The sequence below is a fragment of the Gordonia marina genome (genome assembly GCF_052036135.1).
Lineage (GTDB): Bacteria > Actinomycetota > Actinomycetes > Mycobacteriales > Mycobacteriaceae > Gordonia.
The window spans coordinates 24,898-46,125 of record NZ_JBPSDN010000016.1; the positions used below are offsets into that span (position 1 = coordinate 24,898).

Sequence of the window (21,228 nt, forward strand, 5' to 3'; positions counted from 1 at the left end):
CGGGCGTCTACCGGCGGCGATAGGCGCCGCCGATCGGCTGCACGGTGCTCGATGTTGGACGTACTGCCGCCGGGTGCCCGACCATGGAGAGCGACGAAAGGACTCCTGCGTGACGACGATGCGCGTGAGCGTGCCCGACGCCTACCGGCCCGGCCGCGAGGATCACACGCATGCCCTGCGGGTGGCCGCGTCGCTGGCGATCCCGGGCGTGGTGCTGCTCGCGATCGGCCGTCCCGAACTGCTCGTGTACGCGGTCTTCGGATCGTTCGCCGGCATGTACGGGCGGACCGATCGCGGGCGGACGCGGACGCTCGCCCAGCTGCGCGGTGGTGCGCTGCTGTGCGCCGGCATGGTCATCGGCGTCACGCTGTCGCAGGCGCACGCCGCCGGATGGATCCTGGTGATCGTCGAGACGACCTTCGCCGGGGCCGCGTCGCTGCTGGCCGACCGGTGGCGCCTGCGGCCGGCCGGGCCGTTCTTCGCGATCTTCGCTCTCGGCGCGACGGCTCTGGTGCCCGCGTCGACCGTGCGGCCGGAGATCGCGATCGCGCTCGGCGCCGGGACCGCGCTGCTGGCCGCGGCGATCGGCCGGATCGGCCGCCGGACGGACACCTCGCCGGTCTCCGTGCACCCGGCGCCCGCCGTCGGCCGGGAACAGGTCCAAGCGGCCCGGGTGCATGCGCTGCGCTATCTACTGGCGGTGGGCGGCGCCGGCTCGATCGGCCTGCTGTTCGGATTCGCGCACGCCAACTGGGCGATGGCCGCCGCCGCGGTGCCGCTGGCGGCCATCGAGAGCGGCAGCGTGTCGTCGACGGAGCTGCGAATGGTGCTGCGCCGGGCCGGGCACCGGATCGCCGGGACGCTGGTCGGCCTCGCCGTCACCGCGGCGCTGGTGCCGCTGCACCTGGGGAGCACCGGGCTCGTCGCGCTGATCCTGCTGCTGATCTTCCCGACGGAACTGTTCATGACCAGGCATTACGCTCTGGCTATCGGCTTCTTCACGCCGCTGATCATGCTGCTGAGCGAACTCGAGACACCGGCCGACCCGGCCCGGATGATCGTCGAACGCACCCTGGACACGCTGCTGGGCGTCGCCGTCGGCGTCACGGTGGCCGTCGTCGTGCGGGGTCCGCGTCGCGCGTCGACCGTGCACGTCGTCGACATCGCCCGCTGACCCGCCGGCGCGGCGCTATCCGTGCCGGGTGACCCAGTCGATCAGCGGGGTCACCTGACGCCAGTCGGCACGGACCCGGGCGACCAGGCCCGGCGTGTGGATCACCTCGTCGAAGCCGTAGTCGCGCATCGCGGTCAGCGAGCGATGGCGCAGCAGCTCGATGCGGGGATGATCCTTGGGCCAGCCGCGCGGGGCGGTCTTGAGGCGATCGCCGTCGATGGTCCAGCCGGCGCGTTCGAGTCTTCCGAGGATCTTCGCCAGTTCGGCGCCGTGGCGGTCGTGATCGATGGCGGCCCGGAGCGCGGCGAGTCGTTCAGCGCTCGCCTCGTAGAAGCCGCCGCCGACGCGGAAGCCGGGCGCCCCGAGGTGTGCGTAGTAGCCGGTCGCCGGAGCGGTCGCGATGAAGGCGCCCTGGTGGGTCTTGTACGGGGTCTTGTCCTTCGAGAAACGCACGTCACGGTGGGGGCGAAAGATCTTCGCGGCGCCGAACTCGTCGGCCAGTTCGGCCATCAGATCCGTCATCGGCGCGCGCACGGCCGTGGCGTACGTGTCCTTGTGCGCCTCCCAGAAGACCTTCGAGTTGTCGATCTCGAGGTCGTCGTAGAAGTCGAGGGCGGCCTCGGGGAAACCGTCGAACGTCATGCGTCGAGCGTACGACGACCACCCGCGCCGCGGTCACACCCGATGCGGTGCGACCCAGTGCAGCGCGACCCAGAGCGCGGCGACCGAGCACACCAGCGCCGGCGGCACGGTGAGCAGACCGAGCGCCGTGTACTGCCGGGCCGACGGCCGCGCGCCGGCCCGGTGCGTCATCTCGCGCCACAACAGGTTCGCCAGCGACCCGAAGTAGGTGAGGTTCGGCCCGATGTTGACCCCGAGCAGCATCGCGAGCGCCATGCCCGGGCGGTCGGCGACCACCGGCAGCAGGAGCAGCACCGCCGGGAGATTGTTGAACAGGTTCGCGGCCACCGCGGCCAGCGCCGCGACGCCCAGCAGGGCGAGGAAACCGCTGCCGGAGGGCACCAGCCCAGCCAGCGCGTGGCCGGCCGGCCCTTCGCGCACCGGCAGCACGACGACGCCGAGCGCCGCCACGAACAGCAGGAACGGGATGTTCGCCGCGCGAACGGTCTCGGTGGCGGTCCGGACCGGCGAGCGCAGCAGCGACGGCAGCACCATCACCAGCGCTCCCGCCCCGGCGACCGCCGCGAGCGGCAGGTGGAGCGGACCGGCCGCCACGAACGCGACGAGAAGCAGACCGAGACCGATCAGCGCGGCCCGCGGCGCGCGGGCTGGCGGATCCCCGGTGTCAGGCGCGACGGCGCCGTCGCCCAGCCGCCCGCGGAAGAACCAGCGGAACGCGGCGTACTCGACGCCGATCGCGACGAGCCACGGCAGCGCCATCAGGCCGGCGAACTCGGCGAAACCGACGCCGATCACGCCGAAGGCGAGCAGGTTGGTCAGATTCGACACCGGCAGGAGGGTCGACGCCGAGTTCGCCAGGTGTGCGGTGGCCGCGCTGGGCGCCGCGATCCGGGCACCGGTGCGATACGCGGCGAGCACGACCACCGGCGTCAACAGCACGATCGTCGTGTCGAGCGAGAGCGTGGCGGTGGTCGCCGCGGCGACCGCGAACACCGCTTGCAGCAGCCGCACCGGGGATCCCCGGCCCAGCCGTGCCATCGCCGCGCCCACCCAGATGAACACCCCGGTCCGCGCGCAGACCTGAGCCACCACCAGCATGGCGGCGAGGAAACCGAGGGTGGGACCGAGAAAGACGAGTTCGTCGGCCGCGGCCCGCCAGGATGCCATCCCGGTGACCACCACCAGCCCGGCGGCGGGCACCGCGATCCACGCGGGCGAGAACCGGCGTGCAGCGACAGCGGCGACGATGACCGCCGCGAGAAGTGGGACGGCCAGCACTCGACGATTCTACGGCGAGTCGCCGACGGGCGATCCCGCGACGAGCTCCGGCCCGGCGGCGAGTTCGGGCTCCGTGGCGATCACCTGCCGCGGAGCGAACCACCCCAGGAAGACCGCGCCCGCCAGCAGAATGCCGCCGAGCACCAGGCAGGCCTGCTGCATCGGCGGCAGGAAGGAGTTCTCGGCGCCGGTGCGGATGAAGTCGGCGAGGGGTGCGGCCTGCGGCGGCAGCTGGTCGCTCACCGCGACGGCCCCGGCCAGCGAGCGGCGGATCCCGTCGGCGGCGCCATCCGCGGACGCCGGATCGAGTGCGGCGATCTGCCGGTGGGCGGCATCGGCGGTCGGCCCGATACGGCTCGCATATCCGGCGGCAACCAGGCTGCCGGCGAGGGCGATACCGATCGCGGCGCCGAGTTCCCGCGCGGTGTCGTTGACGGCCGAGCCGACGCCCTGCTTCTCCAGCGGCGTGTTCGACATGATGGCGGTGGTCGACGGCGCGGTCGCCAGCCCGATCCCGACCGCGCACACGCCGAGCATGATCGCGAGCTTCCAGTAGACGTCCGGGTCGACGATGCCGATCGCCAGCACCCCGGCGCCGGCGATGGCGATTCCGGCCGCCAGCACGAAGCGCAGCGAGTGGAAACGCACCGCCACCCAGTTGCCCAGCAGCGCGAAGACTCCGACGCCCACGACCATCGGAATCAGCGCGAACGCCGACCGCAGCGGGGAGTAGCCGTAGATCAGCTGGAGCAGCAGCAGGATCAGATAGAAGACGCCGAACGACGCGAAGAACTGCAGCGCCACCGACAGCGAACCGGACGCGAAGGCGCGGTTGCGGAACAGTCCGACGTCGAGCAGCGGTGACGTCCGGCGTCGTTCGATCACGATGAACAGCCCGCCGAGCACCACGCCGCCGATCAGGGCGACCAGCACCAGCGGATCGCTCCACCCGCGCGTCGGTGCTTCGAGCAGTCCGAAGACGACGCCCGCCACCGCGAGCACCGAGGTGAGCGAGCCGAGGACGTCGAACGAGCCGGGATCGTCGTCCTTGGAACTGCCGACGGTGAAGGTCAGGGCCAGGGTGCCGGCGGCCGAGATCGCGAAGGCGATGAACACCGAATGCCAGCTGAAGAACATCAGCAGCACGCCGGTGACGAAGAAGCCGAGGATGGCGCCGATACCGGCCACCGCGGCCCAGACCGACACCCCGATCGCCCGCTGCTCGCGTGGCACGCCCGCGGTGATCAGCGACAGCGTGGTCGGCATGATCAGCGCGGCGCCCACCCCGGCCGCGCAGCGGGTGAGGATCAGCGCGGTGGGGGTGTCGACCCAGACCGCGGCCAGCGACGCGAAGCCGAAGATCACCAGGCCGATCATCAGGATGCCGCGGCGGCCGAAACGGTCACCGAGGGCGCCGGCCGGTAGCAGCAGTGCGGCCAGGACCAGCGTGTATCCGTCGATGATCCAGGTCATGTCCGAGCTGGACGCGTGCACGTCACGGGCGATGTCGGGCAGGGCGGTGTTCAGCGCGGCCATCGCCGCCACCACCAGACTGACGGCGAAACAGGCGACCAGAATCAGCCAGATGGTCCGAAGGCTCCACGTCCCGACACGCATAACGCTCCTCACCTGAAACTTTCGTAACTTGTGTCACAGTGGTTGCACGGGCTCACGCCGCGTCCAACCGAAAGTGAACCGTCATGGCTACTCAGCACGTCGCACCCTCCCGAGCATCCGTCACCGACTTGGCTCCGGTCCGGCTCCACGTCTGGCGAGTGGTCGCCCTGTTGACCATGCTCGCCGGTCTCCTGGCCGTCATCCTGATCATCCTCGCCGGCGCCGCCTGACCGATCGGGCCGCTCAGGCCCCGGCGGCGTGACGCTCGATCACGTCGCCCACCGGCACCAGCGCCTGCGCCACGTAGGTCTTGGCCTTGCCGCGCAGGCTCTTGTAGGCCTTCGCGAGGGCCGCCGGAGCGGTCTGCGCCTGGCGGTCGGTCACCGCGAGCAGTGCCTCACTCGCCTCGTCGGAACGGGCCGCGAGATGGGCGCCGAACGACGTTCCGGCCGGCCGGGAATCCCACAGCGGCGACAGCGCATCCAGGAAGTCGGGCAGCATGGCCGACGTCGCCGCGACGACGATCCCCGGCTTGAACTTCCGGGCCGCCGCGTAGGCGCCCTTCACCGCGGTGCCCGACATCCCCGTCTGCGCCTTGACCTGGGCGTCGATCACCTCCGCGAGATCGTTCGAGACGGCGGCGCGGTCGGTGAGCAGGGGAGCGAGCGAAGACATGCGGGCGGCCCTTTCCAGGCGTGGGAACTCTTCTCAGGACGACCGCTGCACCACCACATCGCCCAGCGCGGGCGCGTCGTCGCGTTCGACGATCGACGCGGTCGCCAGCAGTCGGTTGCCATCCTCCCAGGCGCGGATCCGGAGCGTCTCGCCGGGGAACACCACCCCGGCGAAACTCGCCGAGAACGCGCCGACGGAGGCCGGGTCACCGCCGAAGACGTCGTCGATCAGCGCCCGGCACACCGTGCCGTACGTGCAGAGCCCGTGCAGGATCGGCCGCGGAAATCCGGCCGCCGCGGCGAATGACGGATCGCTGTGCAGCGGATTCCGGTCGCCGCACAGGCGGTAGAGCAGGGCCTGCTGCGGCAGCGTCGGAACGAGCAGGTCGTGATCGGGGTCGCGCTCGGGATACGACACCCGACTCGACGTCCCGCGTTCCCCACCGAAGCCGCCCTCACCCTTGGCGAAGATCGAACTGCGCGCCGTCCACAGCGGGACGCCCGCGTCGTCGACGGTCTCCGACTCCTGCACGATCACCGCCGCCGAACCCTTGTCCTGGACCTCCGCGATCCGGGTGCGGGTGGTGGCCGTTCCGCATGCGGGAAGCGGCCGGTGCACCCGAACCTCCTGGCTGCCGTGCACCACCTTGGCGAGGTCGATGTCGACGCCGGGGAAGCGGACCTTCGGCGGCTCGGTGGCGAGGAAGGTCGCCGCCACGGTGGCGAAGGTCGGCAGCACCTTGGGCTCGGTGTCGTCGACGTAGCCCAGGCCGCCGGTGTCCATCGGATCGGCGGCGGCGCCGACGGCCAGGTTGTAGAGCGCCACCTCCCGCGGGGTCCAGGAGAAGGTGGTCGCGCCGAGTTCGGCGCCGACGGCGACGGCGGGATCGATCGGCATGGCGCTACGCCCCCACGGCCGCGTCGGAGGTGTCCGGGGCGGCGGGCTTGCGCCGCGCCCGCGCCGCGACGTCGAGGGCGGCCAGGTAGCCGAACACCATCGCCGGCCCGATGGTCGCGCCGGGCCCGGCATACGTGTGACCCATCACCGGGGCACTGGTGTTTCCCGCGGCGTAGAGACCGTCGATCACGGTGCCGTCGGCGCGCAGGGCACGACCGGCCGCGTCCGTGTCGATCCCACCCTTGGTTCCCAGGTCGCCCGGCACCATCTTGACCGCGTAGAACGGCGCACGGTCGACCGGACCCAGATTCGGGTTCGGCTTGTTGGTGGGGTCGCCGTAGTAGTTGTCGTACCCGCTCTTCCCGCGGCCGAAGTCGTCGTCGACGCCGGTGTGCGCGAACCGGTTGAAGCGTTCGGTGGTGGCGGCGAGCGTGTCGGCCGGAACGCCCATCTTGGCGGCGAGTTCGCTGACGGTGCCCGCCTTGACCACCACGCCCGACTCCAGCCAGCGCTTGGGCAGCGGCTGCCGGGCGGGTATTCCGGCGAACAGGTAGCGGTTGCGGCAACGCTGATCCATCACCAGCCACGCCGGGATGTTCGCGCCGGCGCCGGCGCCCTGCCCGAATTCGCCGCCGTACATCTGGTGCACGGCCTCGACATAGGGAAGCGACTCGTTCATGAATCGTTCGCCCCGCTCGTTCACCATGAACGTGCCGGGCACGCTGCGCTCGGACAGCGCGAACCACGGTCCCTTGGGCAGCGGGATGGTCGGGCCCCACCAGGCGTCGTCCATCAGTGAGAGGCCCGCCCCGGCCGCCTGCGCCGCGCGGATGCCGTCGCCGGTGTTCGACGGCGCCCCGGTGGTCCACTCGGTACCGATCGGTGCGCGCTGGTATTCGGCGCGCATCTCCGCGTTGTGCTCGAAGCCGCCGCTGGTCAGGATCACGCCGAACCGCGCGCGCAGTTCCAGCGGCTCGTCGCCGCGGGTGGTCCGCACTCCCACGACCTTCCCGCCCTCGACGATCAGCCCGGTCATCGGCGTGTTCAGCCGGAGGTCGACCCCGGCCTCACGACAGCCCAGCAGGAGCTCGGCGGCGAGCGCGGCGCCCATCGCGATCATCTTCTTGTGGCGGCTCTTGGACCAGGTGAATCGCCCGGCGACCTTCGCCATCTTGGCCGCGCCGCGCCAGTGCCGCAGGCCGACGTTCATCCACTTGTAGTCGCTCTGCAGCACCACCATGTTGAGCGGTGCCTTGGTGTACTGCGGGTGCAGCGTGTCCAGGTCGGCGCCGAGGCGTCGTGCATCGAACGGCCGCGGCTCCACCGAGCGGCCGCCGACCCGCCCGCCGGGGGCCTCCGGGTAGTAGTCGGAGTAGTCCTTGACCCACTCGAGGTCGAGCGGCGCGTGCGCCATCAGGTAGTCAAGCGCCTCGGGTCCGCGATCGATGTAGGTGTCGATCCGCTCGGCGGGCGCGTGCTCGCCGATGATCGCGTGGACGTACGTGCGGGCGGCCTCGACGGTGTCGGTCACACCGTCGCGGCGCAGCACCGAATTGTTGGGGATCCAGACGCCGCCGCCGGAGCGGGACGTGGAACCGCCCCAGTACGGCGACTTCTCGATCAGGACCGTCCGCAGGCCCTCGGTGGCGGCGGTGAGCGCGGCGGCCAGGCCGGCGCCCCCGGCACCCACCACCACGACGTCCACGGTCTCGGCTGCCTGCGTCATCGGCTTTCCTCCTGTGGGCGGCCGGGCCGCCACAAACTAGAACACGTTCCAGTATGCGAGCATAAACGAGAACGTGTTCCAGGGGTAGCCGAGGCCCGCTACATGCCCTCGGGCGCCTTGCCGAGGCTGATGATCGCGCCGAGCGGGTCGGTGATGGCGGCGAGCGTGCCCCACGGCGTCACGTCCGGGCCCATCACGATGCCGCCGCCGAGATCCACCGCTTTCTGGAGGGTCGCTTCGACGTCGTCGACCGTGATGTAGATGCCCCAGTACGACGGTGTGCCCTCGGGCAGCATGCCGGCTGCGTTCATGGTGGCGCCGTACGACGTGTCGCCCCAGAAGTACTGCGTGTAGTTGCCCGGCGCCCCTTCCACGACCTGCGGCCGCGCCCTGAAGACCTTCTCGTAGAACGGCACGGCCGCGGGCTGATCGGTGGACAGGTTCTCGAACCAGTACGGGGCGCCCGGCACGCCCCACTCGGCGAAGCCGGTGTGCTTGTCCGACTGCCACGCGCCGATCGCCGCGCCCGCCGGGTCGATGAACACGGCCATGGTGCCCTCGTCGCCCACCTTCATCGGCTCGACGATCACGTGCCCGCCGGCCTGCTTCACCGCCTCGGAGGTGGCCGCCGCATCGTCGGTGCGCAGATAGACCGACCAGACGTTCTCCGGACCGCCGCCCTCGGGCATGTACGGCATCATCCCGGCCACGCGCTTCCCGTTCAGGGTGAAGTTCTGGTAGCCGCCGAACTCCTCGGACGCGACCTCCGCATCCCAGCCGAAGATCTCGTTGTAGAACGACGCCGCGGTGAGCGGATCGGTGGTCGACAGGTCGAACCAGATGGGAGCGCCGACGGGTGCGGAGTAAGCAGTCATGGGGTCCATCCTCCACCGGCGCGGGCCGGCGCGAAAGGGCTTGCCGCGATCCGTCGACTGTCGTTCACCTCCGTCGGCGCGACTACGATGGACGGCCTATGCAGTCGCTGACGCAAGAGCAGATCCTCGCCGCGTTCCGGGGCGCCACCAAGAGTGAACTGGACCGGGTGAGCTTCCCGCTCGACTTCGACCGGGTGGACTTCGAGCGCCTGGAGTTCTACGCCTGGCGGGACCGGAAGGCGCCCCGCCGGGCGTACCTCGTGGTGCCGCACGACGACGGTCCCGTTGCGCTCGTCCTCAACCGCTCCATGGCGAAGTCGCCCCGCCGCGTGATGTGCGCCTGGTGCCGGGATGTGGACGTCGACGAGGATGCCGTCCTCTACACCGCGCGCCGGGTGGGTGCGCGCGGCCGCCGTGGTGACAGCGTCGGGGTGCTGGTCTGCGAGTCGTTCGGGTGCAACAGGAACGTCCGCAAGCTCCCGCCCGCGTACCACAAGGGCACCGACCTCGACGCGATCCGGGAGTCGCAGATCGCCGAATTGCGTCGCCGGGTCGGTGCGTTCGTCGCGGAGGTCGTCTCCGAGGCGGGCTAGCGCCGGGCGTGCGGCCGACTCGTGCTCCGGCGTCGATCTGTCGCGGATTCTGTCGGGCGAGGATTTCCGTCGCGGATCTTGCCGGATCTCCCAGCGGATCCGCGACGGATTTCGGCCCCGACACGATCCGCGACAGATCGCTCCGGCGGTGTCACCAGTACCCGTCGGGGTCGGCGGCGGGGGAGCGCGGCGGCACGATGCCCTCGGCGACGCCGTGATCGATCGACGCGGACAGGCGGGGACAGGTCGGCAGCAGGGCGGGATTGCCGCCGCCGGCGCGGATCTCGGCGATCTCCGGGCAGCGGGCCAGGGCGTCGTCGGTCCACTGCACGCTCGTGTGGTGCGGACTGGTCTTCTTCACCAGCACGCAGCCGTGGCACGCGCGGCATTCCAGTTCGGTCAGGCCGCCGCGCAGGTAGTGCCGCTTGTCCCGGGCGGTGGCCGTCGCGATGGCGGCCAGGCGCGCCGGATCCCCGGTGTAGTCCGGCGCCTTGGCCCAGCCTCGCGTGGCGGCCATCAGACCGTGGTGTTCTCGGGGGCGCTCGCCGCTTCGCGCGCGGCCCTCTCCTCGGCCTGGCGCCGCAGATTCTCCTGCACCTCGATGTTCCAGTTCTCCAGTGCCTTCGAGGTGTCGATCTCGTACTCGAAGCGGGCGGTCATCTCGTCGGTCACCTCGTCGACGTCGACGTAGAACTGCTCGTACCAGCGTCGCAGCTGATAGACCGGGCCGTCCTCCTCGACCAGCAGCGGATTGTCGATGCGGGTCTTGTGCTTCCAGATCTCGACGTCCTGCAGGAAGCCGACCTCGATGCCCGCGGTGATCTTCTTCGCCATCTTGTCGGCCTGCTCGGGCGAGAGTCCGTCGGGGATCTTCGCCATCACGCCGAACATCAGGACGAACGAGTTCGCGTCGATCGGGTAGTGGCAGTTGGTCAGGATGGTTTCGACGGCGTACTCGCCGTAGTACTGCACCATCGGGTTGAGCATGTACGACGGCCCGTAATACGCCGCGATCGACTCCAGCCGGGTGTCGCCGTAGGCGGTGGAGATCCCGACGTCCGGACGGCCGTGGCTGTTCATGTACTGGGCCGCGGTCTGGCCCTCGAAGACGTTCTTGAAGTAGTCGGGCAGCGCGTAGTGGACGTAGAAGAAGTGCGCCATGTCGACCACGTTGTCGATGATCTCCCGGCAGTTGGAGCCCTCGATGACCAGCGTGTTCCACGTCCACGACGTCCACTGGTCCGACCCGAACTCGGCCACCTCGGGGATCACGCAGTCCTCCGGCGGCGGGTTGCCCTCGGGGTCGTTGTAGACGAACACCTGGCCGTTGCGGATCATCGTCGGCCAGGGGCGGGTCTTGGCCAGTTTCGGGTTCCGCTTGGCGTACGGCACCTGAGCGCAGCGGCCCTTGCCGTTCCACTGCCAGCCGTGGAACGGGCAGGCGATGTTGTCGCCGCGCACCGTGCCCTGCGCGAGATCGGCGCCCATGTGGCGGCAGTAGGCGTCGAGTGCCTTCACCTCGCCCGCCGAATCGGCCCACACGACGATCTTGGTGCCGAAGATCTCCAGTGAGTGCGGCTTGCCGTCGGTGTACTGGTCCACCAGGCCGATGCAGTGCCAGCCGCGCGCGAAACGGCTCGGCGGGTTGCCGGTATCGATCTCCCGGACGCCACTGGGGGTCGCAGTCATGGTCGGTCGCCTCCTACGAACAGCTCTGTCGACTCCAATAGTAGAACACGTTCCACATCAGAATGAGAACGTGTTCTAATATTGAATCAGCGACCCCGTACGCAACGAGATTGGAGAGGCCATGGGAGCTCAGCGAAGCGAAGCCGGCCGGCAGGTTCTGGACAAGATCAACGCGCTGCTGCCCGAGCTGGAGCAGCGCGCCCAGTCGACCGAGGATGCCCGGCGGGTGCCCGACGAGGTGGCCGAGCTGCTCGCCGAGACCGGCTTCTTCCGGCTCATGCAGCCCGCGCAGTGGGGCGGATACGAGGTGGATCCGGTCACCTTCTACGAGGCCGTCCGCCGGCTCGCCTCGGCGTGCGGGTCCACCGGCTGGGTGGCCGGCATCATCGGTATCCACAACTGGCACCTCGCGCTGTTCGACCAGCAGGCGCAGGAGGACGTCTGGGGTGACGATCCGGCGGTGCGCATCTCGTCGTCGTACGCGCCGATGGGCGCCGGCGAGGTGGTCGAGGGTGGCTACGTGGTCAACGGGTCGTGGGCGTGGTCGTCGGGCTGCGACATCGCCGAATGGGCGGTGCTCGGCGGCCCGGTCTTCAAGGACGGCAAGCCGGTCGACTTCGTCAGCTTCCTGATCCCGCGTGAGGACTACACCATCCGCGACGTGTGGAACGTCGTCGGCCTGCGCGGCACCGGTTCCAACACGATCGACGTCAAGGATGTCTTCGTGCCACGGCACCGCATGCTGAGCTTCCGCACCATGAGCATGGGCGAGGCGCCCGGCCTGGAACGCAACACCGCACCGGTCTACCGGATGCCGTGGGGCACCATCCACCCGAGCACCATCTCGACGCCCATCGTCGGCATGGCCTACGGCGCCTATCAGGCGCATGTGGAGCACCAGGGCAAGCGCGTCCGCGCCGCCTACGCCGGGGAGAAGTCGAAGGACGATCCGTTCGCCAAGGTCCGGATCGCCGAGGCGGCCAGCGACATCGACGCCGCCTGGCGGCAGCTGTCGGGGAACCTGCAGACCGAGTACGACCTGATCCTCGCCGGTGAGGAGATCCCGATGGACCTGCGGCTGGCGGCCCGGCGCGACCAGGTGCGGGCCACCGGCCGGGCCATCTCGGCCATCGACCGGCTCTTCGAGAACTCCGGTGCGCACGCGCTGGAGAACGGCACGCCCATCCAGCGCTTCTGGCGCGACGCGCACGCCGGTCGCGTGCACGCGGCCAACGACCCCGAGCGGGCCTACGTGGCCTACGGCAACGGGGAGTTCGGGCTGCCCATCGGCGACACGATGGTGTGAGGCGGCCGATGAGTGACGATCTGAGCCCGATCCGGTCCCTCGGCTACATGCGGATCGACGCCACCGACGTCGACGCGTGGCGCGAGTACGGCCTGAAGGTGCTGGGCATGGTGGAGGGACGCGGATCGATTCCGGGCGCGCTGTACCTCCGGATGGACGACTTCCCGGCGCGCCTGGTGATCGTGCCGTCCGACCGCGACCATCTCGTGGCGTCGGGCTGGGAGTGCGCAAATGCCGAAGCGCTGCAAGAGGTCCGCGACCGGCTGACGGGCGCGGGCGTGGAATTCCGGGAGGGTACGCCCGAGGAGAAGGCCGATCGCGCGGTCGACGGCCTGGTGGTCTTCGCCGATCCGGACGGCAACGTCCTGGAGGCCTTCCACGGGGTCGCGCTGCAGCATCGGCGCGTGGTCAGCCCGTACGGGCATCGCTTCGTCACCGGCGAGCAGGGACTCGGTCACGTCGTGCTCACCACCAGCGATGACGCCGCCTCGCTGGCCTTCTACCGCGACGTCCTCGGCTTCCGGTTGCGCGACTCGATGCGGCTGCCGCCGCAGGTGGTCGGCCGCGCGGCGGGCGAGGAGCCGGCGTGGCTGCGCTTCTTCGGCTGCAATCCGCGGCACCATTCGCTGGCCTTCCTGCCGATCCCGAACAGCACCGGCATCGTGCACCTGATGGTGGAGGTGGAGACCGCCGACGACGTCGGGCTCTGCCACGACCGTGCGCTGCGCCGCAAGGTGCCCATGTCGGCGACCCTCGGCCGCCATGTCAACGACCTGATGCTCAGCTTCTACATGAAGACCCCGGGCGGCTTCGACATCGAATTCGGCTGCGAGGGCAGGCAAGTGGACGACGATGCGTGGATCGCGCGCGAATCGACCGCGGTCAGCCTGTGGGGGCACGACTTCACCATCGGGCTGCAGGGCTGAGTCGTGGCGCCGCTCTCGCCCTACGGCACCGCCGACTTCGACTCGCGGCAGTTCCGCACCGCGATGGGCCAGTTCTGCACGGGCGTCACCATCATCACGACCATGCGCGACGACGTGCCCGTCGGCTTCGCGTGCCAGTCGTTCGCGGCGCTCTCCCTGGATCCGCCGCTGGTGATCTTCTGCCCGATGAAGACCTCCCGGACGTGGCCGCTGATCGAGGCGCGCGGAGCGTTCTGCGTGAACGTGCTCGCGCACCGGCAGCAGGAGGTGAGCGCGAAGTTCGGCGCTCCCGGCGAGGACAAGTTCGCCGGCGTGCAGTGGGATGCGTCGCCGCTCGGTCTGCCGGTGATCCGGCACTGTCTCACCTGGGTGGAGTGCACCATCGAGAACGTCCTGGACGGTGGGGATCACTGCATCGTCGTCGGCCGTGCCCAGACCCTCGGCGAGGTGTTGCAGGACAAACCGCTGCTGTTCTACCGGGGCGGCTACCTGTCCACCGAACGCCCTCGGGTCACACCGGCCCAGGAACACCTCGACGACTTCCTGACCTGGACCGGCGGCGACGAGTGGCTGTAGCCGCTCGATGACGGCCGGCATGTGAGACCGCCTCTCGATCGGCGATGTGGACCCCTCCCGATCGGCCTGGGGGCTACCGTTCGGGCTATGGCCGACGACTCGGGAGACGTGCAGCGCACCATCGAGGGCTGGCGGCGGCTGGTCGCCTTCAGTGACGCGGTGGTCGCGATCGCTCTCACCCTGCTGGTGCTGCCGCTGACCGACGCGGCCGGCGATACCGAGGCGGCGAGTGCCTGGGACTTCCTCGACGACCACTCGGCGCTGGTGATCAGCGTGCTGATCAGCTTCGCGGTGATCGCCTGGTTCTGGTGGCATCACCATCGGATGGCCGAGTACTTCGAGCGCTACGACGGGGTCACGGTCTTCCTCCATCTGCTCTGGCTGCTGATGATCGTGCTGCTGCCGTTCTCCACCGAACTCGGGAGCGCTCGCCCGGTCGCCGGTTCGAATGTCCTGTACGTGGTGATCTTGACGATCGCGTCGGCGTCGCTGTCGGCGATCTACGCCTGGGGCCGCCATCACCCCGGGCTGCTCGTGGAGGGCGACGCCCGCCGCCGCTTCGTCGCGAACAGGGGTGGCGGGATCACCGTCGCGGTGATGGTGATCGCGCTGGTCGTCACGATCCTGGTGCCCGGGTCCGGAAGCTGGCCGCTGCTCCTGCTGCTCGCGGTCGGCCCGCTGGAGAAAGTGTTGAACCGCACTCGATAGTTCGGTTGGCCGAACTTGAAGAGTCGTCTACCCTGAAATCATGACCAGGGTGACGCCGCCGACCGCTGTGCCACGCTCGATGTCGAGGCTGCTCGGGCCGGCGTTCGTGGCGGCGATCGCCTACGTCGATCCCGGCAACGTCGCGGCCAACCTCACCGCCGGCGCCAAGTACGGCTACCTGCTGGTGTGGGTGCTGGTGGTGGCGAACGTGATCGCGGTGATGATCCAGTACCAGTCGGCCAAGCTCGGCGTGGTGACCGGCCGCACCCTGCCGCAGACGCTCGGCGAGGCGCTGCCCGGTCGCCGCGCGCGACTGGCCTTCTGGGCGCAGGCCGAGGTGGTCGCCGCGGCCACCGACCTGGCCGAGGTGGTCGGCGGCGCGATCGCTCTCAAACTGCTCTTCGGGCTGCCGCTGTGGATCGGCGGGGTGATCGTCGGCGGCGTCTCGATGGCGCTGCTGACGCTGGCCAACCCGGCCCGGCAGCGGAAGTTCGAGGTGGTCATCATGGGCCTGCTCGCGGTGATCGTGCTCGGCTTCCTCAGCGGTCTGCTGGTGAACCCGCCGGAGGTCGGCGGCCTGCTCAACGGCATGATCCCGCGCCTCGACGGCGGCGAGACGGTCCTGCTGGCCGCCTCCATGCTCGGCGCCACCGTGATGCCGCACGCGATCTACCTGCACTCCTCGCTGGTGATCGACCGGCACGGGCACGACGGTGACCCGGCCCGCGTGCGCCGACTGCTCCGCGCCACCCGGTACGACGTGGTGCTGGCCCTGGTCGTCGCGGGCACGGTGAACATCGCGCTGCTGGTGCTGGCCGCGACCAGCCTGTCCGGGCGCGAGGGCACCGACAGCATCGAGGGCGCCCACGCCGCGGTCTCCGACGCACTCGGGCCGGTGGTGGCCGCGCTCTTCGCGATCGGTCTGCTGGCCTCGGGCATCGCGTCGACGTCGGTCGGCTCCTATGCCGGCGGCGCGATCATGGCCGGGCTGCTGCGCCGCAGCATCCCGATGGTGGCGCGGCGCAGCGCCACGCTGGTGCCGGCGATCGCGATCCTGGCGGCCGGCGTGGACCCGACGATGGCGCTGATCGTCTCCCAGGCCGTGCTGAGCTTCGGGATCCCGTTCGCGCTGCTGCCGCTGCGCCGGTTCACCCGCGACCCGCGCCGGATGGGCGGCTTCGCCGACGGGCGCCCGCTGCAACTGGCGTCCGCCGTCGCGGGCGTCGTCATCGTCGTCCTCAACCTGCTGCTGCTCGTCCTGCTGTTCGCCGGCGAGGTGTGAGGGGCTTCGACGAGCTCAGCCGGCGAGGGAACTCAGCCGGCGAGGGAACTCAGCCGGCGAGGGAGGAATACCGAGAGACGGCCTCGGCGAGGTAGCGGGTGAACTCGCCGGGATCGGGGACGGCCGCGGGATCGGTGTTGACCCCGAGCAGCGCCGTGCCGTCGTAGGTGAACAGCGCGACGTTCACCGCGGCGCCCGACTTCGGTGCGAACGGCACCATCATGGTGACCCGGGAACCGCACAGGTAGATCGGGACCGGTGGCCCCGGGACGTTGGTCGCGGCCACGTCGACGCCCTTCATCAGCATTCCGGCCAGGCGTTCGGTGACCGGCGCGGGCAGCAGTGCCAGCGCTTTGTAGATGATCTCGGACAGGCCGAGCGCCGGATCGGTGCGAGCGTCGTCGACCACGCCGTGCAGCCGGCGGAGCCGTTCGGCGGCGCCGGTCTGTCCGCACGGCACGACGAACCGTGCGGGTACCCAGTGGTTGCCGATCGCCTCGTCGCCGGGACGGCGCTGGCTGATCGGCATGTTGACCCGGAATCCGGGTAGTTCGGTGCCGTGGGCGCGGTGATAGGCGCCGACCGCATCGGCGACCGCGGCGATGAAGACGACGTTCAGCGTCACCCCGGCGGCGTCGGCCGCCGCCTTGAGCGGGGCCAGCGGAACGTCGATCACGGTGAACACACAGGCCAGCGACCGCCCGGACATCAGCGGGGACAGCGGCTCGCTCTGCGGAGCCAGCATCGCCGCCGCCGACGACGCGGTGTGCCAGGCCGTCCGCGTCGAGCCGAACGGGTCGCGCACCAGGGCGGCCGCACCCGTCGCGCTGGACCGGGCGGCACCGGTGACCACCTCGGCCAGTGCGTCGATCTCGAACGCGGCGGCCTGCCGGAACCGATCGGTCAGACCGGCCGGTGCCGGCTCCGGCGCGGGTGGCAGCGCGCCCAGATCGCCGGGGTCGGGGGCCACGTCGAACAGCGCCGCGCTGAGCGCCAGCCCGCCCATGCCGTCGGCGACGCTGTGGTGGATCTTGAAGATCACCGCGGCCCGGCCGTCGTCCAGACCGGTGAGGATGGCGATCTCCCAGAGCGGGCGCGACTTGTCGAAGTCCTGTTCGCCCATCCGCGCCGCGAAGGCGAGGGCGCCGGTGAGGTCGTCGTCGCCGTCGGGCAGGCGCCGCCAGCGGATGTGATAGTCGGGGTCGAAGTTGGGGTCGGTCTCCCACCGCGGCGGCGCCGGGGACAGCGGATTCCCGACCGCGCGCTGGCGCAGGCGAGGGAACAGCCGGGTCAGCCGTTCGGTGCGCTCGACGACCCGATCCCGGTCGGGTGGCGATTCGAGCACGATGACGGCGACGATTCCCGACCGGAGCAACGGGTCGCCCTCGATGCCGAACATGACGGCGTCGAACGCCCCCATCCGTTCATCCCTGACCGCCATATCGGTGATTGTACCGGCGCGGTCGCGGCCCCGGTGCGGCTTTGCCGGGATCAGGGTCACAGGCCCCAGGTGGCCGTCGGGCAGCCGACGGTGATCCCGCCGCGGATCGCGGCGAGCAGCCTGGTCAGTTCGTGTTCATCGACCACCCCGCGCTGCGGGGCCGGCCGCGGCACGGTGTGCGCCACCCGCAGTTCGGCGCGGGCGCCGGCCGGATCCGGCGTGATGGCGACGTCGACGACGAAGACCGGGGCGACGCCGCCGGCGCAGTAGCCCAGCCGCACCAGGCCCCGCCGGTTCTCCAGCAGCTGCACCGCGTCGCCGCCGCGCGGTGGTGCCTGGTCGGTGCGCGCGGCGCGCAGGACCAGGTCGTGCAGGTCTTGCGGCCGGAGCGGCGCGACGACACTGGCCTCCCCGGCGAAACGCGTCGCCGGAGCGGCGGATCGCGGTTCGGGGACGGCCGGCGGGGTCTGGATGGGCGGCGGAATCTGCGCCGGTCGCGATGTGTCGGTGCCGATGGTGATCGACGTGGTGGGGTCGGCCGACGGGCGGGGCGCGGACGGCGGCGCGGTGGGGATCGCCGTGGTGTCGGCATCCGGCGGCGAGACCGGGTGCGGCGGCGTGAGTGCGGTCGGCGTCGCCGGGCACCCGGGCGCGGGGACCGGCCGGCCCGGTGGCGGCGGGATCGTGCCCGGCGGGATCGGGGCCGAAGGCTGCGGCATCCCCGGTGCGGGTGCGAATCCGAACGGTGCCGGGCCGGGTTCGGGTGCGCCGGGGACCGGTCGGGGTGCGATGTTCAAGCGGCGCGCGATGATCGCGTAGAGCGCGTCCCAATGCTTCGGGATCGGCTTCTTGAACACCAGGTACGACAGCCCGAACGGTGCCGCACTCACCAGGATCCCGATGACCATCAGCGCGGCGCCGACGCCCGGATAGGCCATGTGGGAGTCGACGGAGCCGTCGGAGTAAAGGTCCATCTCGGTGGTGAATCCCATGCCGCCGACGGCCATGATGAAGAGGCCGGGCAGGGCGACGAACTTGTCGGGACTGACGTCCTTCCGGATGCCCCAGCCGCCCATGATGATGACGAAACCGACGATCCACGAGAACTCCCCGAAGAGCGGGGTGATCGCGACGACGGCGCCGATGACGATCAGCGCCGCGATCACGCCGCGCTGGATGGTCGGGTACCGGGTGGGGCGGCGCCGCTCGGCCTCGTCCGCGGCGGCCCGCCGGTGGCCGTCGGCCATGCTCGCGTAGTACTCGTCCTTGGACTTCCCGCGAAGCTTGTAGATCCCGCGGCCCGCGTATTCGAAGCCCTTGCCGACGCCGAGGACCAGGAGGTACTCGATCGCGAAGCCGATGCCGTAGCCGAGGACGGCCAATCCGATCGCGGCCGCGACACCCCAGCCGACGCTCTCGGTCTTGAGTCCGATGACGAGGCCCCACAGGGCGCCGATGACAGCACCCCAGGCGGGGATGGAAAGCCTGATCATTCGGGGATTCAAACACGCGCGTGACGGCGGGCGAGTGCTCCGAAAGTCAGGTTCATCCGAAGCGCGGAATCCAGATCGGAGTTTCGCCGGGTTTCTCCGGAATCCACGGCCGGTGAGCAGGCGCCGCCGGCGAAGGTGGCCGTCCGCGGACCACCCTGTCCGCCGAACAGCCATGCTCCGGCGTCGGGAACGTTCTCCGATCTGCTTTCGGAACAGGCCCGTGAACTGCGGGTTTCCGGTGTCTCGAGCCCTGCCACCCATGCGTCCGTTCCGATACCACCCTGTCGGGTGGTGGCACCTCGCACCGTCCGCGAAATGCTGTGAAACACGTCACGGAAATCGGTGTGTTGCGACCACCGTCACCGGCTGACCGAACCGACGGAGGAGGACCCGATGGGCCGATTGATCAACATCGACAACGGCGGCACGCTCACTGACATCTGTGTGATCGATGGCGACGACGTCTATCGCACCAAGACACTGACCACCCCGCACGACCTGTCCCGCTGTTTCGTCGAGGGCCTGCGGGAAGCCTCGAAGATGCTCTACGGCGACGTGGATCTGCCGGGACTGCTGCGCTCGACCGACAGTATCCGGTACTCCACTACCCAGGGCACCAACGCGATCGTCGAGAAGAAGGGCCCGCGGATCGGTGTGATCCTGTCCGGCGGCCTGGAGGTCTCCTCGCTCGCCGAGACCGCGGCCGAGCGGGAGTTCTGGGACGCGCTGGTCGGGGAGCGCTCGGCCACCATCGACGCCGGCGCGGACGACCTCGATGCCGCGGTGGTGGCGGCGATCAACTCGCTGACGTCGAGCGGCGCGAACCGGGTGGTGGTGATCCACGGCGGTGACGATCGCGACGACGTCGAGGCGCGAATCCGGTCGATCACGGCCGGCCGGTTCCCGAAGCACCTCCTCGGTGCCGTGCCGGTGCTCTACTCGCACGAGGTGGTCGATGACGCCGACGACAAGCGCCGGGCGTGGACCACGGTCTTCAACGCGTTCCTCCACCCGGCGATGGAGAAGTTCCTGTTCAACGCCGAGCACCATCTGCGCGCGAACAACAACCAGCGTCCGTTGCGGATCTTCCGCAACGACGGCCTCTCCGCGCGGGTGGCCAAGACCACGGCGATCAAGACCTACAGCTCGGGTCCGCGCGGCGGCATCGAGGGTATCCGGGCGGTCGCCGGACACTACGGTTTCGGGCACGTGATCTCGTTCGACGTCGGCGGCACCACCACCGACTTCGCCGAGTTGCGCGACGACACCTCGCGCACCGAGCGCTACGGAACCATCCACGGGATCGCGACGAGTTTCCCGCTCAGCGTCGCCGAGAGCATCGGGGTGGGCGGCAGCTCGATCATCCGGGCGGCCGGCGGCGAGATCGTCGTCGGCCCCGAATCGGTGGGCAGCGCGCCCGGTCCGGCGTGTTTCGGCCTCGGTGGCGACCGCGCGACGATCACCGACGCGGTCCTGGTCAGCGGCCTGCTCGACCCGGCGACCTTCTTCAGCGGCAACCTCGCGCTGGACCGCGACCGCGCGATCGCGGCGATCACCGAGCATGTCGCGAAGCCGCTGGGCCTGTCCGTCGACGACGCCGTCGAGCGGATGCAGCGGGCCTGGGTCGGCCGGATCGCCGACGGGCTCACCGACTTCACCGGTGTCTCGGCGCAGTCGACGCTCGCCGCGTTCGGCGGCGGCGGACCGCTCCTCGCATGCCGGGTGGCCGACGCGGTCGGCGTCTCCCGGGTGTTCATTCCCGGCCTGGCGCCGGTCTTCTCCGCGTTCGGCCTCGGCTTCTCCGACATCGGCCACACCTACGAGGTGGGACTCGCCGGCGCCGACGAGCTTCCCCGGGCGCTCGATCGATTGCTGCACGCCGCCGCCCGCGACATGTTCGCCGAGGGCGCCGACCTCGCCGACTGCGCGGTGACGGCCACCGTCCTGATCGATGACGGTGAGGAGAGCCGGGAGATCGTGATCGCGAATCCGTCGGACCCCGACTTCGCCGTGGTCGACGCGGGAGACGTGGAACCGCTCCGGCTCGCCGTCACGGTCAGCACCCCCGCACCGCATCCGGCGCTCACCGGATCGTTCGACGACGACGGTGCGCCCGCGGTGGCCGCCGGAACACGGACGCTGCTCCGGGACGGCGAACGGCGCGACGTGCCGCTCTACCGGGTCGCCGATCAGCAGGGTGCCGTGACCGGGGTGGGTCCGGCGGTGATCGAAGACGAGTTCTTCACCTGCCAGGTGGACCCGCTGTGGCGGTTCCAGATCAACGCCGGCGGCGACATCCTCCTCTCGCGCGGCTGACCGGCCGACGCTCC

Annotated in this window: 20 protein-coding genes; 9 read left to right on the forward strand and 11 right to left on the reverse strand. The window is 70.4% G+C overall.

Annotation, left to right across the window (positions count from 1 at the left end; genetic code table 11):
* Positions 1-118 precede the first annotated feature (118 nt).
* Positions 119-1,174, forward strand: a complete 1,056-nt coding sequence (locus ACSEEN_RS11920) for an FUSC family protein (RefSeq protein ID WP_440713333.1) — start codon at positions 119-121, stop codon at positions 1,172-1,174.
* 15 nt (positions 1,175-1,189) lie between these two features.
* Here the strand turns inward: ACSEEN_RS11920 and ACSEEN_RS11925 are convergent, their stop codons facing one another.
* From ACSEEN_RS11925 to ACSEEN_RS11935, 3 genes are read right to left on the reverse strand one after another with little or no spacing between them, the layout of a single operon-like run.
* Entirely contained in the window at positions 1,190-1,816 is a 627-nt protein-coding gene (locus ACSEEN_RS11925; protein ID WP_440713280.1) for a DUF2461 domain-containing protein, read from the reverse strand.
* A gap of 33 nt (positions 1,817-1,849) precedes the next feature.
* The gene (locus ACSEEN_RS11930) at positions 1,850-3,094 is read right to left on the reverse strand and encodes an SLC13 family permease (RefSeq protein WP_440713281.1); all 1,245 of its coding nucleotides are present in this window, start codon (positions 3,092-3,094) and stop codon (positions 1,850-1,852) included.
* A gap of 9 nt (positions 3,095-3,103) precedes the next feature.
* A complete protein-coding gene (locus ACSEEN_RS11935; RefSeq protein ID WP_440713282.1) occupies positions 3,104-4,711 on the reverse strand; it encodes an MFS transporter in 1,608 nt (535 codons plus the stop codon).
* A gap of 83 nt (positions 4,712-4,794) precedes the next feature.
* Here ACSEEN_RS11935 and ACSEEN_RS11940 point away from each other — a divergent pair, with 83 nt between their 5' ends.
* On the forward strand, positions 4,795-4,941 hold the full coding sequence (locus tag ACSEEN_RS11940; RefSeq protein ID WP_247866292.1) for a hypothetical protein: 147 nt from the start codon (positions 4,795-4,797) through the stop codon (positions 4,939-4,941).
* 13 nt (positions 4,942-4,954) lie between these two features.
* Here ACSEEN_RS11940 and ACSEEN_RS11945 read toward each other — a convergent pair whose 3' ends face one another.
* The 4 genes from ACSEEN_RS11945 to ACSEEN_RS11960 form a co-directional block, all read right to left on the reverse strand.
* Positions 4,955-5,386: a DUF6918 family protein gene (locus ACSEEN_RS11945; RefSeq protein WP_247866293.1), complete on the reverse strand. Its 432-nt coding sequence runs from the start codon at positions 5,384-5,386 to the stop codon at positions 4,955-4,957.
* 33 nt (positions 5,387-5,419) lie between these two features.
* Positions 5,420-6,283, reverse strand: coding sequence for an enoyl-CoA hydratase ChsH3 (gene chsH3, locus ACSEEN_RS11950; RefSeq protein ID WP_440713283.1), 864 nt, complete (start codon positions 6,281-6,283; stop codon positions 5,420-5,422).
* A 4-nt stretch (positions 6,284-6,287) separates the two neighbouring features.
* The gene (kstD, locus tag ACSEEN_RS11955) at positions 6,288-8,009 is read right to left on the reverse strand and encodes a 3-oxosteroid 1-dehydrogenase (RefSeq protein ID WP_440713284.1); all 1,722 of its coding nucleotides are present in this window, start codon (positions 8,007-8,009) and stop codon (positions 6,288-6,290) included.
* Between the two features lie 98 nt (positions 8,010-8,107).
* The gene (locus tag ACSEEN_RS11960; protein WP_440713285.1) at positions 8,108-8,884 is read right to left on the reverse strand and encodes a VOC family protein; all 777 of its coding nucleotides are present in this window, start codon (positions 8,882-8,884) and stop codon (positions 8,108-8,110) included.
* 98 nt (positions 8,885-8,982) lie between these two features.
* On the opposite strand from ACSEEN_RS11960, the gene ACSEEN_RS11965 reads away from it, so the two are divergent.
* On the forward strand, positions 8,983-9,477 hold the full coding sequence (locus ACSEEN_RS11965; RefSeq protein ID WP_440713286.1) for an FBP domain-containing protein: 495 nt from the start codon (positions 8,983-8,985) through the stop codon (positions 9,475-9,477).
* A gap of 151 nt (positions 9,478-9,628) precedes the next feature.
* Here ACSEEN_RS11965 and ACSEEN_RS11970 read toward each other — a convergent pair whose 3' ends face one another.
* Together ACSEEN_RS11970 and ACSEEN_RS11975 are read right to left on the reverse strand one after the other, a co-directional pair.
* Positions 9,629-9,994, reverse strand: coding sequence for a hypothetical protein (locus ACSEEN_RS11970; protein ID WP_440713287.1), 366 nt, complete (start codon positions 9,992-9,994; stop codon positions 9,629-9,631).
* Positions 9,994-11,166: a 3-ketosteroid-9-alpha-monooxygenase, oxygenase component gene (locus ACSEEN_RS11975; RefSeq protein ID WP_440713288.1), complete on the reverse strand. Its 1,173-nt coding sequence runs from the start codon at positions 11,164-11,166 to the stop codon at positions 9,994-9,996. The genes ACSEEN_RS11970 and ACSEEN_RS11975 overlap by 1 nt, the downstream gene beginning before the upstream one ends.
* Before the next feature lie 121 nt (positions 11,167-11,287).
* Here ACSEEN_RS11975 and hsaA point away from each other — a divergent pair, with 121 nt between their 5' ends.
* The 5 genes from hsaA (at position 11,288) to ACSEEN_RS12000 (ending at position 15,964) form a co-directional block, all read left to right on the forward strand.
* Positions 11,288-12,472 (forward strand): 3-hydroxy-9,10-secoandrosta-1,3,5(10)-triene-9,17-dione monooxygenase oxygenase subunit, encoded by a 1,185-nt coding sequence (gene hsaA, locus ACSEEN_RS11980; RefSeq protein WP_440713289.1) that lies wholly within the window; start codon positions 11,288-11,290, stop codon positions 12,470-12,472.
* A gap of 8 nt (positions 12,473-12,480) precedes the next feature.
* Positions 12,481-13,398: an iron-dependent extradiol dioxygenase HsaC gene (gene hsaC, locus ACSEEN_RS11985; protein ID WP_440713290.1), complete on the forward strand. Its 918-nt coding sequence runs from the start codon at positions 12,481-12,483 to the stop codon at positions 13,396-13,398.
* 3 nt (positions 13,399-13,401) lie between these two features.
* Positions 13,402-13,974 carry a 3-hydroxy-9,10-secoandrosta-1,3,5(10)-triene-9,17-dione monooxygenase reductase subunit gene (gene hsaB, locus ACSEEN_RS11990; RefSeq protein ID WP_283255267.1) on the forward strand — a complete coding sequence of 191 codons (573 nt, stop codon included), beginning with the start codon at positions 13,402-13,404 and terminating at the stop codon, positions 13,972-13,974.
* Positions 13,975-14,061: 87 nt separating this feature from the next.
* Positions 14,062-14,682, forward strand: coding sequence for a TMEM175 family protein (locus ACSEEN_RS11995; RefSeq protein ID WP_440713291.1), 621 nt, complete (start codon positions 14,062-14,064; stop codon positions 14,680-14,682).
* Positions 14,683-14,722: 40 nt separating this feature from the next.
* Positions 14,723-15,964, forward strand: a complete 1,242-nt coding sequence (locus tag ACSEEN_RS12000) for an Nramp family divalent metal transporter (RefSeq protein ID WP_440713292.1) — start codon at positions 14,723-14,725, stop codon at positions 15,962-15,964.
* Between the two features lie 49 nt (positions 15,965-16,013).
* On the opposite strand, the gene ACSEEN_RS12005 is transcribed toward ACSEEN_RS12000, so the two are convergent.
* Together ACSEEN_RS12005 and ACSEEN_RS12010 are read right to left on the reverse strand one after the other, a co-directional pair.
* On the reverse strand, positions 16,014-17,405 hold the full coding sequence (locus ACSEEN_RS12005; protein WP_440713293.1) for a wax ester/triacylglycerol synthase domain-containing protein: 1,392 nt from the start codon (positions 17,403-17,405) through the stop codon (positions 16,014-16,016).
* Positions 17,406-17,461: 56 nt separating this feature from the next.
* Entirely contained in the window at positions 17,462-18,898 is a 1,437-nt protein-coding gene (locus tag ACSEEN_RS12010) for a hypothetical protein (protein WP_440713294.1), read from the reverse strand.
* A gap of 393 nt (positions 18,899-19,291) precedes the next feature.
* Between ACSEEN_RS12010 and ACSEEN_RS12015 the strand changes: the two genes are divergently transcribed.
* Positions 19,292-21,214 (forward strand): hydantoinase/oxoprolinase family protein, encoded by a 1,923-nt coding sequence (locus ACSEEN_RS12015; RefSeq protein ID WP_440713295.1) that lies wholly within the window; start codon positions 19,292-19,294, stop codon positions 21,212-21,214.
* Positions 21,215-21,228 lie beyond the last annotated feature (14 nt).